The organism is Frankia tisae (assembly GCF_025403405.1).
Lineage (GTDB): Bacteria > Actinomycetota > Actinomycetes > Frankiales > Frankiaceae > Frankia > Frankia tisai.
In genome coordinates this window covers 1-14,782 of the sequence record NZ_JANEZT010000152.1, presented here as the reverse complement: position 1 = coordinate 14,782, position 14,782 = coordinate 1, and the positions used below count along the sequence as shown (strand labels likewise).

13 protein-coding genes and 1 pseudogene are annotated in these 14,782 nt (G+C 68.0%); 9 read left to right on the top strand and 5 right to left on the bottom strand.

All coding sequences use genetic code 11. The features are described 5' to 3' along the window. Nucleotides 1–85 precede the first annotated feature (85 nt). From NBZ85_RS15950 to NBZ85_RS15940, 3 genes are all read left to right on the top strand, one after another. Nucleotides 86–1,387 carry a sensor domain-containing phosphodiesterase gene (locus tag NBZ85_RS15950; protein WP_261562142.1) on the top strand — a complete coding sequence of 434 codons (1,302 nt, stop codon included), beginning with the start codon at nucleotides 86–88 and terminating at the stop codon, nucleotides 1,385–1,387. A gap of 46 nt (nucleotides 1,388–1,433) precedes the next feature. Next, nucleotides 1,434–2,000, top strand: a complete 567-nt coding sequence (locus NBZ85_RS15945; protein ID WP_261559284.1) for a TetR/AcrR family transcriptional regulator — start codon at nucleotides 1,434–1,436, stop codon at nucleotides 1,998–2,000. A 380-nt stretch (nucleotides 2,001–2,380) separates the two neighbouring features. Continuing rightward, nucleotides 2,381–2,563, top strand: a complete 183-nt coding sequence (locus NBZ85_RS15940; RefSeq protein WP_261559283.1) for an acyl-CoA dehydrogenase family protein — start codon at nucleotides 2,381–2,383, stop codon at nucleotides 2,561–2,563. 743 nt (nucleotides 2,564–3,306) lie between these two features. On the opposite strand, the gene NBZ85_RS15935 is transcribed toward NBZ85_RS15940, so the two are convergent. Together NBZ85_RS15935 and NBZ85_RS15930 are read right to left on the bottom strand one after the other, a co-directional pair. After that, the gene (locus NBZ85_RS15935; protein WP_261562141.1) at nucleotides 3,307–7,311 is read right to left on the bottom strand and encodes an nSTAND1 domain-containing NTPase; all 4,005 of its coding nucleotides are present in this window, start codon (nucleotides 7,309–7,311) and stop codon (nucleotides 3,307–3,309) included. Between the two features lie 10 nt (nucleotides 7,312–7,321). Then, nucleotides 7,322–8,161, bottom strand: coding sequence for a hypothetical protein (locus NBZ85_RS15930; protein ID WP_261562140.1), 840 nt, complete (start codon nucleotides 8,159–8,161; stop codon nucleotides 7,322–7,324). Nucleotides 8,162–9,072: 911 nt separating this feature from the next. Here NBZ85_RS15930 and NBZ85_RS15925 point away from each other — a divergent pair. Both NBZ85_RS15925 and NBZ85_RS33780 read left to right on the top strand, forming a co-directional pair. Continuing rightward, nucleotides 9,073–9,681: pseudogene (locus tag NBZ85_RS15925) on the top strand (class I SAM-dependent methyltransferase); the annotation flags it as partial. Then, nucleotides 9,655–10,047, top strand: coding sequence for an Lsr2 family DNA-binding protein (locus NBZ85_RS33780; protein WP_438803084.1), 393 nt, complete (start codon nucleotides 9,655–9,657; stop codon nucleotides 10,045–10,047). The pseudogene NBZ85_RS15925 and the gene NBZ85_RS33780, both read left to right, overlap by 27 nt. On the opposite strand, the gene NBZ85_RS34060 is transcribed toward NBZ85_RS33780, so the two are convergent. The 3 genes from NBZ85_RS34060 to NBZ85_RS34050 are packed head-to-tail and all read right to left on the bottom strand — an operon-like array spanning nucleotide 10,040 to nucleotide 11,288. Next, on the bottom strand, nucleotides 10,040–10,396 hold the full coding sequence (locus tag NBZ85_RS34060; protein ID WP_261554616.1) for a hypothetical protein: 357 nt from the start codon (nucleotides 10,394–10,396) through the stop codon (nucleotides 10,040–10,042). The two genes, NBZ85_RS33780 and NBZ85_RS34060, sit on opposite strands and share 8 nt — an antisense overlap. A gap of 54 nt (nucleotides 10,397–10,450) precedes the next feature. Continuing rightward, entirely contained in the window at nucleotides 10,451–10,666 is a 216-nt protein-coding gene (locus NBZ85_RS34055; RefSeq protein ID WP_261554617.1) for a hypothetical protein, read from the bottom strand. A 28-nt stretch (nucleotides 10,667–10,694) separates the two neighbouring features. After that, nucleotides 10,695–11,288, bottom strand: a complete 594-nt coding sequence (locus NBZ85_RS34050) for a hypothetical protein (protein WP_261562139.1) — start codon at nucleotides 11,286–11,288, stop codon at nucleotides 10,695–10,697. 296 nt (nucleotides 11,289–11,584) lie between these two features. Between NBZ85_RS34050 and NBZ85_RS15905 the strand changes: the two genes are divergently transcribed. The 4 genes from NBZ85_RS15905 to NBZ85_RS15890 form a co-directional block, all read left to right on the top strand. After that, complete coding sequence (locus NBZ85_RS15905) at nucleotides 11,585–12,592, top strand: hypothetical protein (protein WP_261562138.1); 1,008 nt, start codon at nucleotides 11,585–11,587, stop codon at nucleotides 12,590–12,592. A gap of 179 nt (nucleotides 12,593–12,771) precedes the next feature. Beyond that, a complete protein-coding gene (locus NBZ85_RS15900) occupies nucleotides 12,772–13,329 on the top strand; it encodes a hypothetical protein (RefSeq protein ID WP_261562137.1) in 558 nt (185 codons plus the stop codon). A gap of 5 nt (nucleotides 13,330–13,334) precedes the next feature. Continuing rightward, nucleotides 13,335–14,237 (top strand): inositol monophosphatase family protein, encoded by a 903-nt coding sequence (locus tag NBZ85_RS15895; protein ID WP_261562136.1) that lies wholly within the window; start codon nucleotides 13,335–13,337, stop codon nucleotides 14,235–14,237. Continuing rightward, a partial coding sequence (locus tag NBZ85_RS15890) for a toll/interleukin-1 receptor domain-containing protein (RefSeq protein ID WP_261562135.1) occupies nucleotides 14,234–14,782 on the top strand: 549 nt, incomplete at its 3' end. The genes NBZ85_RS15895 and NBZ85_RS15890, both read left to right, overlap by 4 nt.

Sequence of the window (14,782 nt, the reverse complement as noted above, 5' to 3'; positions counted from 1 at the left end):
CCCACCGTCGCCGCCTGCCCACCGTCGCCGCCGTCCGGCATGACCGCAGGTCACCGCGGGCATACTCGCCGCGGAGGTGGTCCGGATGGTGCCCGCGTTGGCGATGGCCGCCGCTGGGACGGAACTGTCCCAACCGGACATGGTGATTGCGGATCTCCTTGAGATCCTGCGCCGCCAGTTAGGCATGGATCTCGCCGCGCTGGCCAGGGTCGAGGACGAACACCTGGTCCTGCAGGTGCTGAGTGGGGACGTCGCCGGATTCGGGCTGCACGCGGGCGCAACGGTCGGCCGCCGGGACTCCCTGCTCGGGCTGGTGCTGGCCGGCGAGCTGCCCGAGATCGTCGCGGACACCCGGGCCGATCCGCACCTCACCGGCCACCGCGACGTCACGGAGCGGGGCATCGGCTCCTACGTCTCGGCGCCGATCGTCGACGGCGAGGGCAAGGTGTACGGCATCCTCTGCTGCATCGGGCACCAGGCCCGACAGGCGAGACCCGACCGCGACGGGCGCTTCCTGCGGCTGCTCGCGGCGTTCCTCAGCGACACCGTCCTCGACCTGCACGAGATGTGGGCGCGGCGGCGCCAGATCTGGCAGAAGGTCAGCGACCTCATCGACAGCGGCGGCCCCCAGATCATCTATCAGCCGATCTTCCGGCTCGCCGACCAGCGCATCATCGGAGTGGAGGCGCTGTCCCGGTTCCCGGGCGCGCCTGGCGGGGCGCAACGCTGGTATACCGACGCGGCCATCGTCGGGCTGAGCACCGAGCTGGAACGACTCGCGATCCGCCGGGCGCTCGCCGTCCTGCCCGTGCTTCCCGGCGACCTCACCCTGGCCGTCAACGCCTCCCCCACCACCATCTCCGCCGGCCTGCTGGACCTGCTTCCCGACGCGATGGCCGGCCGGCTCGTCGTCGAAATCACCGAGCACGAGCACATCGGGACCAACAAACACCTACTGAAGGCCGTCGAGGTGCTGCGCAGCCGGGGTGTGCGGATCGCCATCGACGACATCGGCACCGGCTATGCGGGCCTGGAGCAGCTCCTCCACCTGCGCCCGGACATCATCAAGCTGGACGGCATCATCACCCGGGGCATCGACGCCGACGCCGCCCGCCGCGCCATCGCCACCGGCCTGGTCCAGGTCGCCGGCGAGATCGGGGGCAGCGTCGTCGCGGAGGGCATCGAGACCGCGGCGGAGCTGGCCACCACGATGGCCGCGGGCATCCCCTACGGTCAGGGCTACCTGCTGGGCCGCCCCGGCCCGTCCACCGGGGCGGCCTGGCTGCGGCCCGACGCGCGACACTCCGCCGTCCCCCTTGTCCCCGGCGAACCTGGCGGACCCGGCGGCCTGCAGGCACCCGCCGGCAAGGCCGCCGCTAACCGCTAACCGCGACCGAACCGGCCGGACCGGCACAGCCCGCTATCGTCGGCCGATGCCCGTCGATGATCCCGACCCCCGGCGTACCCAGCGGCAGCGCCGCGCCAGCAGCCGCGAACTCATCCTCGACGCGGCGGTCCAGGGGCTGTTCGAAGACGGTTACGCCCGGACGACCACCGTGGCGATCCAGACCAGGGCCGGAGTGTCCCGCGGCCGGCTGCTGCACCACTTCCCGTCCCGGGAGGACCTGCTGGTGGCGGCTGGCCACCGACGGCGAGCGGGTCGACCTCGCCACCGAGCTGCTGTGGGAGACCTTCCGGGCGGCGTACTTCTGGGCGGCGATGGAGCTGTGGACAGCGGCCCGCACCGACACCGATCTTGCCCCACCCTCGCCGCCGCCGAACGGCAGCTCGGCGGCGCGATCAACAGCGTCGTCGCGACGATGTACGGGCCGGTACTCAGCGCCCATCCGGACTTTCCCGCCGCCCGGGCTCTGATCTTCATCAGCATGCGCGGGGTCGCCGTGACCTATGCGGTCACCGGGCGCAACCCGCGGGCCGATCCCCACCTGGCCCTGTGGAAGCGGGTGCTGCGCGAGATGCTGACGGCCCCGGCGGGCTGACCGCGGCGGCGTTCGAAGCCCTGCCCGGCGGCAGGAAAGAAATAACAGTCAGGTCTGACTGTTATTGTGACGGGGTTCCCGACGCGAGGAACACCTCGATGGCGACCGACCGCTGACGACCCTGGCACCCCACGCGGCCCCGCAGATGCCGCAGGTACCGCGCACGCAGGACCGGATGACCCACGACGGGTGGCTGCCCGACGAGGCCGTCGCGCTGCGGGCGCAGGCCCGGGCCGCGGACTGGCTTATCCGATGCAGGGGACCTGCACGGTCACCGAGATGACCCAGCGGGCCACCCAGATCGAATATGCCCGCTCGCTGTACCAGAAGGTCGCGCTCCTACTCGACCGCGGCGATCGCAGCGCCGTACAGAGGCCTCGATGGCCAAGGCGTACGGCACGCGCCTAGCCAACGACCTCGTCCGCGAGGCCATCCAGATCCACGGCGCGGTCGGCTTCGCCCGCCGGGTGGCCGAGAGCGGCGAATCGGTCCGCCTCGAGGAGATGTACCGCGACGCCAAGATTCTCGAAATCTTCAAGGGGGCCAACGAGCTCCAGCAGTAGATCTTTGGCCGCCAGCTCATCGGCCGCGACGTCACCGGCTGATCGGACGCTGTTTCCACAGCCCAGAGATCCCATTCGGGTCTGGGCGGCGGCTCGGCCGGCGCCAAGACGATGCCTGACGGTGTCCGGCCCGCTCCGGTCGTCTCCGGCTGGCGCGTCTCAGCCGCCGCCTTGTGGCAGACGAGCGGGAATTCGTCGGTGGCAGGCTGGCGCAGCCTGGCGTTGCCCTACCTGGGCGAAGCCGGTCGAAGTCTTCAACCACCGCCCCGCACCCGGCGCAGGCTCGCTCGGCCTCGGGCACGTCGTGGACCTCCTCGCGGGTGTCCAGATGCGAGTAGTCCCGCCGCCCGGAACCGGCGGATCTTCCGGTTCACCGCCCGCGGCCGACGACGGGCCGCTCTTCTCCGACGAACGACCGAACAGCATCCGGCTGAGCACCGCGACCTGCCCGCCCAGTTCTTCGACCCGTGCCCGCAGCTGCTCGGCGGTGGCCTCCGCACGCTCCGCACGAACCTCCGTGTGTTCGGCACGAGCCCTCCAATACGCCACATCGGCGTCTTCGACCGTCGGCGCAGGGGACACAACACCCAGCACACACCATCACCCGACAGGCACATCACGCGCCTGACCGGCATGTCGCGACAACATCTCGTCAACCTGCCAGCAGAACGAGGCTCGACCGACACCCGGTCACCCGCTTGCCCAGGCAACATCCCACAGGTTCACCGAACACTTACGTTTAATTAGGCTCCAATCGGGCATGCCCGAAGTTCGTCCGCGATCCGGTAGGCCCGGCGTTCGGATTCGGTCAAATCGCGCGCCACCAATGCGCACGCGACGCGCGGCCACTCGTTCTCGTCGGTATTCCATACCACCAGGAATCCGGACATCGCCGTGGACACACGGGCGCCGTCGGGACGGAACGAAATCGCGGTGGAAACTTCGCCGGCTCCCGGGTCAAGCGAGAACCGTAGCCCTGCGTTGAGTGGCGTTTTCTCATCGATGTTCCAGAGGATTACAGTGTGGTCCTCGCCGGTAGAAGCTAGTCGCCGGCCGTCCGCCCGGAAGGCAAGACTCAATATCTGATCGCTATGTGCAAGCAGGCGGGTGGTGATGGTGCGATGTCGCACGTCCCACAGCAGCACTGCGCTGTCGTCGCTGCCCGAGGCAAGGGTGGTGCCATCCGGGCTGAACGTGAGTGCGGAGACCCGCAGACTATGACCACCGGCTAGACGCCCGACTGACCGGCCGGAGCCGACGTCCCATAAACCGATCGTGTGGTCCTCGTATCCGAGCGCGAGTCGATCTCCTCTCGCGGTTGTGGCCATCGATGCAACCTGCCCTCCGGCAGGAGATGTTCGTCGTAGTCGGCCTGTCTCGAGATCGAAAACACCGACGGTTGACGGTGTCGCAATGACAATGTCGCGTGAGGTCCCTGCGGCGCCTACCACGGGACCGCGGAACGACCCACGGAATGCGACCGGTGTGCCTTCCGGTAGGCGCCAGACAGTGAAGGCCGCCTTGGTGTCGACGGCGACCAGGCGAGTGCTGTCGGCAGAGAAGAAGAGAGATGCGATGTGGCCTGGCGTAGCGCGCAGTGGCGTCCGGGCGCTCGCATCGGTCCCGGCGCGCAGTATGACATTGCCACTGGCGTCTCCCGTGGCCAGCCACCGACCGGAGGGGCTGTACGCAGTGGCGGTGACCGCAGCCGTATGCCCTGGAGGAGTATCCGCAATCGCTGGTTGGCCGCGGATGTCCCAGACCACGGCGGTGCCGTTGGCCGTCACCCCCACAACAGTCCGCCGGTCCGGCGCCGCGGAAAGGGCGCGGACCGAGCCACTGAAGCCATCGACGGTGGCCGGGCCCAGCCCGGGCTGAGCTGTATCCCAGATGTTGATGGCCCCGCCGGCAGTCGCTCCTACCACGAGTTCGCGATGGTCTCCCTGTCCGGCTGCTCGCGGCGGGACCACCGCGAAGGCCAGAGCACTGACGCCGCCGGTACGGGACCACAAGGGTGCAGGGTGCAGGACCTGGGCGTTGACATCCCATAGCTGGATCGCGTCGTCTCCGACCGAGATCGCGATCGTCGCGCCGTCGGGGGTGATGTCAAGCGCACGGATCGTCTGGTCGCTAACAGGCGCCGGCGGCGCATACGGGTGGCCAGTCCAGTCCCAGAAGGTCAGCCTGCCAAGGTCATCTCCGGCGACGACGAACCGTCCGAGCGGATCGGCAGCGAGCGCACGGACCCGGCCTCCACCGATGCGGACTTCGGGAGCGAGCGGCGAGCCGTCGACAGCCGACATCAGGTGGAGTGTTCCATCCCGACCGCCAATAGCAATCATGCTGCCGTCCCGTCTGACCACAGCCGACGCCACCCGCTGACCGCCTCCGGTGTCGATCAGGATGTGGCCGCTCCGCCGCTCCCATCGGATGATCTCACCGTCCTGATCGACGGACACGATCTCAGCTCCGTTGGCACGGAAGCCGAGGGCGCTGATCACGGTGCTGTGGCCGGTGAGCCGCGGGCGAAGTTCACGGCCCGATGCCACGTCCCACAGCAGGGCCGTGCCGTCGGCTGCGCCGGTGGCGAGGACGGTTCCATCCGGCGAATATGCGAGTGCCTGATCGACACCCACGTCTGACCGGAGATAACGAATCGGTCCCGGTGCCTGCGCGACTCCGTCAAGCAGGCTGGCCTCCACCGCAGGGCTGCGGGCCCGGCGTCGGGCCTCCAGGCTCAGCAGGAGACTGAGATCCAGAGTCCGTCCGCGGGTCTCGTTCGCCGACGCTGCGAGCTCCAACGCCCGCGACGTGTGCTCGGCGGCCTTCGTGCGTTGGTACTGAATGTAGGAGTAGGTCGCCATGACACCGGCGGCAGTCAGCATAACCAATACGCTCGAAAGGATACGATTGCGGCGCCGCAGGCTTTCGGCTCGGCGGGTTTCCTCTGCTAGACGGGCAGCACGGGCAGCGACGCTCGCATCGATGTAGGCACGTTCCGTTGCAGTAATCTTTGCCGGATCCTCCGCCCACTTCCCAAACTCGTCGAGACGCTTACCCTGTAGCAGCTCAGAATCATCCCACCCGCTGATAACCCACTGAGCGGCTGCTGACGCCAGACGTTGGCGTTGGCGACGTAGATCGCGGTCGACTGCCAGCCAGCCGCGCAGTGTCGGCCAGCTGGTGATCAGAACCTCGTGCGCCAGCTCGATAGTCTCGTCCTGGCGGCTCTGATCGTATCCGGTTGTCAGGAGATTCTCGGCAAGTAATGCATGGACAACGGCTCGGACGTCGTCCGCACTGTCCTGCCCCGTCACAAGATCGTCGAGAACTACGCGGCGCCGAGTGTCCTCTGCCGCGTCATTTGCCCAGGTGAGGGCGGTAAGTACTCGTCGAGCAGTCTCGCGCCGCGGCGAGGGAAGACGCTTCAGCGCTTGGTCGGCGTGTTGACTCAGCGCGCCGCCCACCCCTTTGATTTCGAGGTAACCGGTGATATCGAGTGGGCCGGAGGGGCGCCGCCGCCAGAGCTCGCTCAAAGCATGTTCCATGAGGGGCAGTGGTGTGGTGAGACCCCGGATGTCGTCGAGGATCGCGGCGACCAGGTTGGGATCCAGACGGAGACCCACCCGGTGAGCTGGCTCGACGATCGTCGCGCGAACGTGATCATCCTCCATTGGTCCGATGATCACGGCGCATTCGGCGATGCGCCGCGCGAGGGCTACATGCTCCCAGGCGCGGTGCACAAAATCGACCCGCATGACCAGTAGCATCCACACTCTGCCGTTCAAGGCGTCAACAGCATGAAGCAGAGCGTCGACGAACTGGCGGCGCCCTTCTACATCCGGTGACCGGAAGATTTCCTCGAACTGGTCGACAACCCAGAGCATCCCAGCATCGGGCCCCTGTTCCAGAGCGAGCGTCCGACTATGCGGGATCAGGGCCGCGGGGTCGCGCGCCAGGGCCGCACGGATATCCACGGCGCTCCCGCCCGACCGGGCTGCGATCGTGGCGGCCAGTTCGGTCAACGGATCCAGGCCCGGCCGGATTACCTCGGCTCGCCACGCCCGCACACCGGCAACGGTGGACGATGTCAATGCTGGCAGAACTCCGGCCTCGACGAGCGACGACTTCCCGCTCCCGGATGCGCCCAGCACGGCGGTGAACTTGCTTGTTCGCATCTCCTCGAGGATCCGGGTGATCTCGAGACCGCGGCCGAAAAAGTCACCGGCATGACTCCGTTCAAAGGCCCGTAGACCTCGGTACGGGCAGCGGACAGGTTCCGCGCTGACGGGACTTCTACCGCGGATGGCGTTCAGGAGATCATCAAACCCGCTCGCCACACCCCGGCGCATGTCGACCCAGAGCTGATTCCCAAGAAATAATGGCAGCCGCTCCGGTCCGGCATCCTCCGGATATCCTTCCAGTAGGACTGCGAACAATCGGAATGTGGGATCGGACGATGCAAGATTGTGGGCGTGTGCGACCTCGTTCTGCACCCAGTACTTAGGGGGCTTGTCACTGCTGACGAAAACTGCGAGGGTGCGGGATTCGGCAATCCCCTCGATGATTTTCGCCTGCCAGCGGTCGCCGGGGGAGTTCTGGGCTTCGTCCATCCAAACCCGTATTCCGGCGTCCGCCAACCTGGCCCTGATGTCCCGGACGATCCGATGGTCCGTGTGCGCATAAGAGAAGAAGACATCGTAGGTCGACGGCACATCTCCGGGCGATGAAGCAGGCAAGGGAGTCATCCGATACCTATCATCCTGCTTGAATGTTAATTCTATGCGAGAATTCGGTGATGCCATTCTGTCGACCGTCGTCGCCGGCGCTGAAGTAGACCGAGCAGATACCTGCAGCGGTCAGGGTTATCTTTCCATTCAGGCCATCCTGGTCCCCGGTGGTGTGTGCTTCGTCGACGAAACTTCCGTAGTTGGGACCGGCACCGTTGTAGTAGACGGAACTGTAGTCCGCGCCGTCGGGTCCCCGCAGTGCACAGGGCCCTTCGACTCGAAGCTTCCAGTAGCTCGAGCCTGTCTCTCGCCGCAAGGTGACTGGCACCCGTGCCTCGGACAGCTTCGCCGACGTCGGCATGTCCCAGCTGTATTCGGAGATCATGTTGTCAATTTCAAAGGTCATTCGCACGGGTGCGGCCGCGAGATACTTAGCGTTACCTGCCTGGCTCGCCTCGACGGTGCACGATCCTGGGCTGTTGACGATCACCGACGACCCTTCGATCCTCGTACAGGAGACCCGGCTGGCGCCCACATCGATCAGTTGGTAGTGAATCTGGAGCCCCGAGGATGCCGTTGCGCGCAACGGCACCATCGCCCCGTCGCGCCATACTTGTTTGCGCACCTGCGGAAACGTGATGCTCTGCGCGATCGGCCCGGTTCCACTGCCCAGCCCGGTACCACCACCACCGGTACCACCACCGCCGCCGCCGGGACCGGTACCACTGCCCGGACTGGTACCGCCGCCGCCCGGCCCGGTACCAGTCCGGGTCGGACTTGGGAGTGTTCCTGTCGGCTTGAGCTGTCCTGATGCTGTCGGGGAGGCAGCCAGGGCCGAGGCCTGCGGGGAGTCGGACGGCGTGATCACTGCGTCTGGGCCTGTCCCCGTCCGAGCTGGGCTCCCGCTCCCGCATGCTCCACAGATCACGAGCACGAACACCAGGAGTCCGTGAATGCGGGTCGCCTGTCTGACCGCAAGCTGTCGTCGTGACGGCCGGACGCCATCTCCGCGAGGCCACCACGCCAGGTCGAGATGCGGACGAGTAGTGCAGCAACCCCTAAGCCGGGTCTTTCTTGAAAGAAAAACGCGGCCGCTGGGATCCGGCGGCCATTTGTTGCCGAGCAGCGATACCGTGCGTCGCCGTATGGAAGGACGGTTCATTCGCTTGCTCCCCCAGCTGTCGCCCTTCGACACCTTCCTTGGAGTTATACCGCACCCGGGCAAGGCATCAACGAATCCGGCAGTAGCGGGTCTCGTGGACCAGAGTTGAGTAGCAGGGAAGGGTTGCCTCCCGGCTCGTGCGGAACAGGACGGGCCTGCCCGCACAGTGCGCGGTCGTCATCGAGCTCACCGCGGACGGCGGCATGAGGCTCGACCGAGTCGACCGGCGGCCGACCGCGGAGGTCAATCCGACCGGCGTGGGGACTGCGTTCGCCGCGGAGGTGGCCAACGCGCTCGCGTACGTGCACGGCGCCGACGCGATCAGCCCCGACGACGCACTACCGACACGCTGCGAACTTGAGACCTTGCTAGAGGTCCGGGTGGCAAGTGTAGGAAACGGATCTACCTGGCCACTCCTGGCTGGCAGATCGCGATTGTTGGCCAGTGCCAGCGCACCGGATGCCACCGCAGTTGGCCAGCCCAAGCGGCGATGATCTATCCGGCTGCCGGCGGCACGGAGTGCGCGGAGGTCGGGTGAGACTGGCTCCGGTAGAGGGCGGGGTGCCGGCCGCGTTGGCGGACAGGCCGATGATCATATGGCCCACGCCTAGTCGGCCATGGCCGAGTCTGCCCCGAGCTATCTGGCGACCGTCGCGGCGGCATGTGACGGCGTGGCCGAGATGTACGTGGAGCTTTTCGCCGACGTGCTCGACCGCCAACCGCTGGAGCGTGCGCTGCTGTCCGCGTTCGCCGACCTCGTGCGCTCCCTGCCCGGCCCGGTCGCGGACCTTGGCTGTGGGCCCGGCTACGCAACGGCCCACCTGCACCGGTCCGGGCTGGACGTGTTCGGTGTGGACCTGTCGCCGGAGATGATCGCCGTCGCTCGACGTTCACATCCACAGCTGCGGTTCGAGGTGGGCACGATGACCGCGCTGGACCTGCCGGGCCGCATCCTCAGCTGCGCCCTCTGCCGCTACTCGCTCATCCACACCCCGCCCGCCGACATCCCCGCCATCCTCGCCGAGGTCCACCGCGTCCTGGCACCCGGCGGCCACCTGCTGCTCGGTTACCTGGCCACCGACGAGCCCGCGGCCGGAGTACACGCCTACGATCACCGGGTCACAGGCGCCTACCGCTGGCCGTCCGACCACCTCGCCGGGCTGGCAAGGCAGGCAGGGCTGGTCGAGGTCGCCCAGCTTGTGCGAGCACCGACAGACGAAGAACGTGTTCACCCATCACCATCACCTCACCGACCTCATCTCCGCCGACCCGCACCTGGCAGGATCCGTACAGATCAGCCGGCTCCCCACGTGGGCACGCCGCCAGGCCTACGCGGGGCCGACCAGATCAGAACCTCCCTCGCCACCGCCACCAGCACCACCAGTAACGGCGACCCCGCCCTCATCCGTCGCTCGTCCCCCTCGGCCTCACTCGGACGGCCGGCGCGGGAACGAACCCTGGCTCCCCCCGCCGCCGACTACGACCCAGTGGAAGTACGTCTCTGGGCACGGGCACACGGCTACGACGTCGGAGACCAAGGCCGCATTGCCGCGAACATCGTCGACGCCTTCCTCCACGCACACCTCAGCTGAGCTCCCAGCCGACGCCCTCGTCGCGCCCGGGGTCGTGCCCGCGGCTCAGCGACGGAAGGTCCTTGATCCAGCTGGCCAGTGCACGGGGATCGTTCCTGGTCGGTGGCGTGGGCGGACTGGCCTGGGCCGCGCTGGCGAGCAGGTCGGCGTCGAGGCGGAGGAAGTCCGCCAGGGCCCGCTGGGGCGCGGTCAGGGTACCCAGCCCGGCGGGAACCGGCGGTTCCGGGTCGTCCTCGGCGTCGTCGTCGAAGGCGTTCTCGTCGCGTTCCCATGTTCCATAGCCGGCCAGCCAGGCCAGGTAGAGAGGTCGCAGATCACCGGCGGCGAGTTCGGCGCGGACACCGGACAAGCGCCGACAGCAAGTCCTCGGCGCCTTCCACCCAGTCCCCGTCGTCCTCGCTGCTCAGGTCGACGACGAGATGCGCCCCGGTGGTCCAGGCGGTGACGTGCGGGTCGACGCATTCCGGGGATCGCCCCGAAAATCGCCCCAGTGGTACTCGTTGGTGAAACGGGTGGCGGTGATGCGAGCCCGGGTGGACAGCGCCCGAACCTCGGCCTGCTCCTGGTCATCCAGAGGCCGGTCGACGGCCAGGAACTCGTAGTACTGGTACTCGGACATCGTCCAGCCCGCCCTCGTCGTCGCGCCGTCAGGGCGCCCAGTGCCGGAGGGCGGCGATCCATTCCGCCCCGGCCGGAGGCGGGGTGGGCAGCGGCAGGTCCAGGATGCCGACCGCCTGGCGATGCCGCCCACGGGCGCAGACGGCGACGATACCGCTCCCAGGCAGCAGATCGATCCCCGTGACGGTCACCTCCATACCCAAGACGGTGGTCCGGAAGGGAACAGCGAGAGCGTCACCGATCACGGCGTGGAAGGCTGTGAGCTGTTCGTCCTCACCGTAGGCGTCAACGACAGCCTGCTCGACCAGAGCATCCAGCTCGACGTCACTCAGCCCCGCCATGGCCGGTAGCCTACCGCTGCGAGTGAGCGGACAATCCTCGCCGGCTGGCGCCATGGCACAACGAGCACTCCGTCGGCGGATCCGCCGGTAACGACCGATCCGGCTTCGCCGCCGCAGCCGCACGTTCGCCGCGGCCAGCGCCTCGTTCCTCGCGACCGATTCCTCCTTGTTCCTCACGACCGACTCCTCGTTCGCCACCCGGGCCACGGCCTGCCCGGCCGCGAGCTCCTCGATCCGCGCCTCGGCCGCTGCGAAGCCCGCCGGCCCGAATGCCCATTCCAAAAGATCACGCGGTCGGATTGCTGCCCGACAGCTTTTCCGGCGCCCTGATAGCGGCGGTCCGGGCACGGGCCGGCCCTTTTCCGCGGCCCGAACCGTCGCGGTCTCGACGGAGCCGCACGGATGACGGCCCGTATGTTGAGCGCGCGTGAGTCCGAGTAGGCGCAGGTCACGCCGCGGCGGCGCCGACAGGGCGCAGACCAGCTCCGCCACCGAGCGGTTCTGCCTCGGCGCAGATCCCCGAAAACACCGTCTTCGAACGGTATTCCAGTCGGGAGCACGGTGCTAAAGTCCGGCACATGGGACGCCTCGGGGGCTGGCTCACGCGCTACGCGGAGAGCGTTATCTCGCTTTCTGTCGCCTTTGTCGTGGCGGTGCTCAGCCTGGTGGACGTGCTCAACGTCCAGGCGGTCAACAACTCGATTCTGCTGGTCCTCGCCCTGCTGGCCATGGGGATTATGCGCGACCGCACCCACCGGGAGGCGGTCGAGAACGCTCTGGCGGCCACCCAGCAGCGGCTCGAGGCGGTGCTCACCCCGCTCACCGAGCAGGTCCGGCGCCTCAACGACGTGGGTAACACAGTCGAGCTGGCCCGTAAATCCCTGGGCGAGACGAGGATGGTTCGGGTCATCTCCGGCGTCGAGATCACCGAAGCCCTCACCGAGGCCCGGACGGACACCCGTGAGTGGATGTTCAAAGGCGGCACCGGCACCTACATCAGGGCCGTGACGCTGCCCGAATGTGTGGCGGCCGCCCGGCGCGCGCGGCGCGAGCTCACGATGTCCCTTGAGATCATCGATCCGACGGACCGACTCGTCTGCGAGCGATACGCCCGTTTTCGTCGCGACATATCTCCCGGGCCGGACGGGACCGGCGAGGAGTGGACGCCGGAACGCGCCCGCAACGAGGCCTACGCCATGATCCTCGCCGCCGCCTGGTACGAGCAGCGGTTCAACCTCCTGGAAATCGACGTACGCCTGTCCTCGCTGATGACGACGTTCCGCTGGGACCTGGCCTCCCACAGCCTGATCATCACGCAGGACGACCCGGCCCCGGTCAGCACCCTGGTCCTGCGGGGCGGACGGCAGTACGACAGCTGGAAGACCGAGCTACGCAAGAGCCTCGACCAGGCCCGCCGGGTGCCGATGGAACTCGTCGACCAGGCTCCGCTGAGCGAACAGCCCAGGCCGGACGAGGCGCGGGCCTTGTTCGACTGCCTCGCCGTCCCGCTGCCGAACGACTTTCCAGATGATGAGGTCTCCGACATCATCCGGCGCGCGATCAACCCCCGAAACCCCTATGCGTGAGGCCCGCCATGAATGCCACGGGTGCGCCCGGGACGACCCCGGATGATGCTCTCCGACGTTCGATCTCGGCGACCGTCGAGAACTACCTTGCCGCCCTCGAGGGCCTGACCGGTGGCCCGCCCACGCCGGCCCTGCGCCATCCGCTCGGTTTCATCTGCCTGCCCCTCCTGCGTGGCCCGGTGGGTGTCTGCGTCCACCTCTGGACCGCCGCGGCCGCAGTCACCCGACTGACGACGTCGCCGTTCCACTGCCACAGCTGGGATCTGTACAGCCTGGTTCTTGGCGGCGCGGTCCAGAACCAGTGTCTTGAACTAGTCGATTCGGCCGTCGGTGACGCATATCGGATATTTGAGATAGACAGCACCACGGACATGGACGAGATCCGCGCCACCGCCGACCTGGTGTCCGTACGGACGAGTGAAATGTGGGCGAACGGGACGCGCGACATCTACCATCTCCCGGCAGGGGCCTTCCACCGCACCGTCGTTCCGGGAGGCGAGGCGTGCACGCTGGTCATTGGGCTGAGTCGGCTCGGCGGCGCGGACCGTTCCCTGGGTCCACCAGACACGGGTTCACACCGGCGCCGCCGTCGGTACTGTGATTCAGCGGAAACGGTGTGCCTGGCGCGGTGCGCTGCCCGATATTTACGGAACGCGTCGGGAGAAGGCCTGGTCGAACAGCTCTCGGCCACCGCCGCCGGCGCATATGTAACCATCATCGCCGAGGGGGAATTGTGAGCGAAATGGGCCGTCCGCCAAAGCACGCTCCGGGCGGCGCCGAACCGGATCTGGAGCCGGATCTGGAGCTGGCCCGCGCCGTCGCGGTCGAGGCGGCCGAGGCCGCCGGGGCGATGCTGCGGGAATGTTCCCGGGGCGAATTCGCCATCGCCGCCAAGGGAGCAGCCGGTGACCTGGCGACCGTGCTCGACCTCGAGGCGGAGACAATCATCCATGAGCGGCTGCGAGCAGCCTTCCCGCACCACCGCATTCGCGGCGAGGAGTTCGGCGCGTCGGGACCGGCGGGCCGCTGGGAGTGGGTGGTCGACCCGCTCGACGGCACCAACAACATCGCGATCGGGATGCCGAACTACGTGGTGGGGATCGCGCTGTGCGCCGACAGGCACCCCACGGTCGGCGTGGTGCACGATCCGGTCACCGAGCGCACCTGGTCCGCGCTGCGCGGCGGCGGGATGCATGGGCCCCACGGCGGGCAGGCGAGCCGGGCCCGGGAGCACAACTGCGATCCCGGCCTCACGGTCGCCTGGACGCAGGGCCATCGCGTCGGCCGGCACAACCTCGCGGCGCGGGCGTTGAAGTACGTGCTCGACGGCGTGGCACTGCGCGTGCTGCCGCTGTGGGCACCTCTGGTGTCCTGGTCGATGATCGCCCGCGGTGACATCGACGGATTCCTCGGTTACCAGGCCGAGGACATCGACCTGCCGGCCGGCTACCTGCTTGCCGTGGAGTCCGGCGTGACCGTGCTGACCCTCGACGGGGAGGTCTTCGACGGCCGCACGGGGCCGACCCCGTGCTCCTTCGTCGCCGCGCGCCCCGAGCACCTCGGCACTCTGCTGAGCATCGTCGAGGCAGCCGCGAAGCTGGCACCGGAGCTGCCCGCCATCCGCATCCCGGATCCGCCGCGGTGACCGCCGCCGAGGCCGCACCGAACCGCGGCGCTCCGTCGTTCTTCATCAGCTACTCGCCGACCGACGTCCGCTGGGCGAGCTGGATCGCCTGGGAGCTCGAGGAGGCCGGCTACCAGACGGTGCTTCAGGCCTGGGACTTCGTCCCCGGCACCAACTTCATGGAGTTCATGGACCGCGGGGTCACCGAGGCCCACGTCGTCCTCGCGGTCATGTCCCGGCACTACCTGACGTCACGGTGGGGAATGCTGGAGTGGCAGACCGCCATGCGGGGCGATCCCAGCGATCCGAAGAGCAGGCTGATCACCGTCCGGACGGACGACGCCCCGCTCGACGGGTTCCTCGCGGTCGTGACCTTCGTCAATCTCGCCGGGGTACAGGACCCGAACGAGGCCCGTCACCGCCTGCTCACGGGCGTGCGTGAATCCGTCGCCGGTCGGGCGAAGCCGGTAGCCCGGCCGAGGTACCCGCTGGCCGAGACCATTCCCGCACCGGCCGCGAACGAGGCCGTCGCACTCCCCGTGCGCCTGCGCCCCCGTACCCCTGTC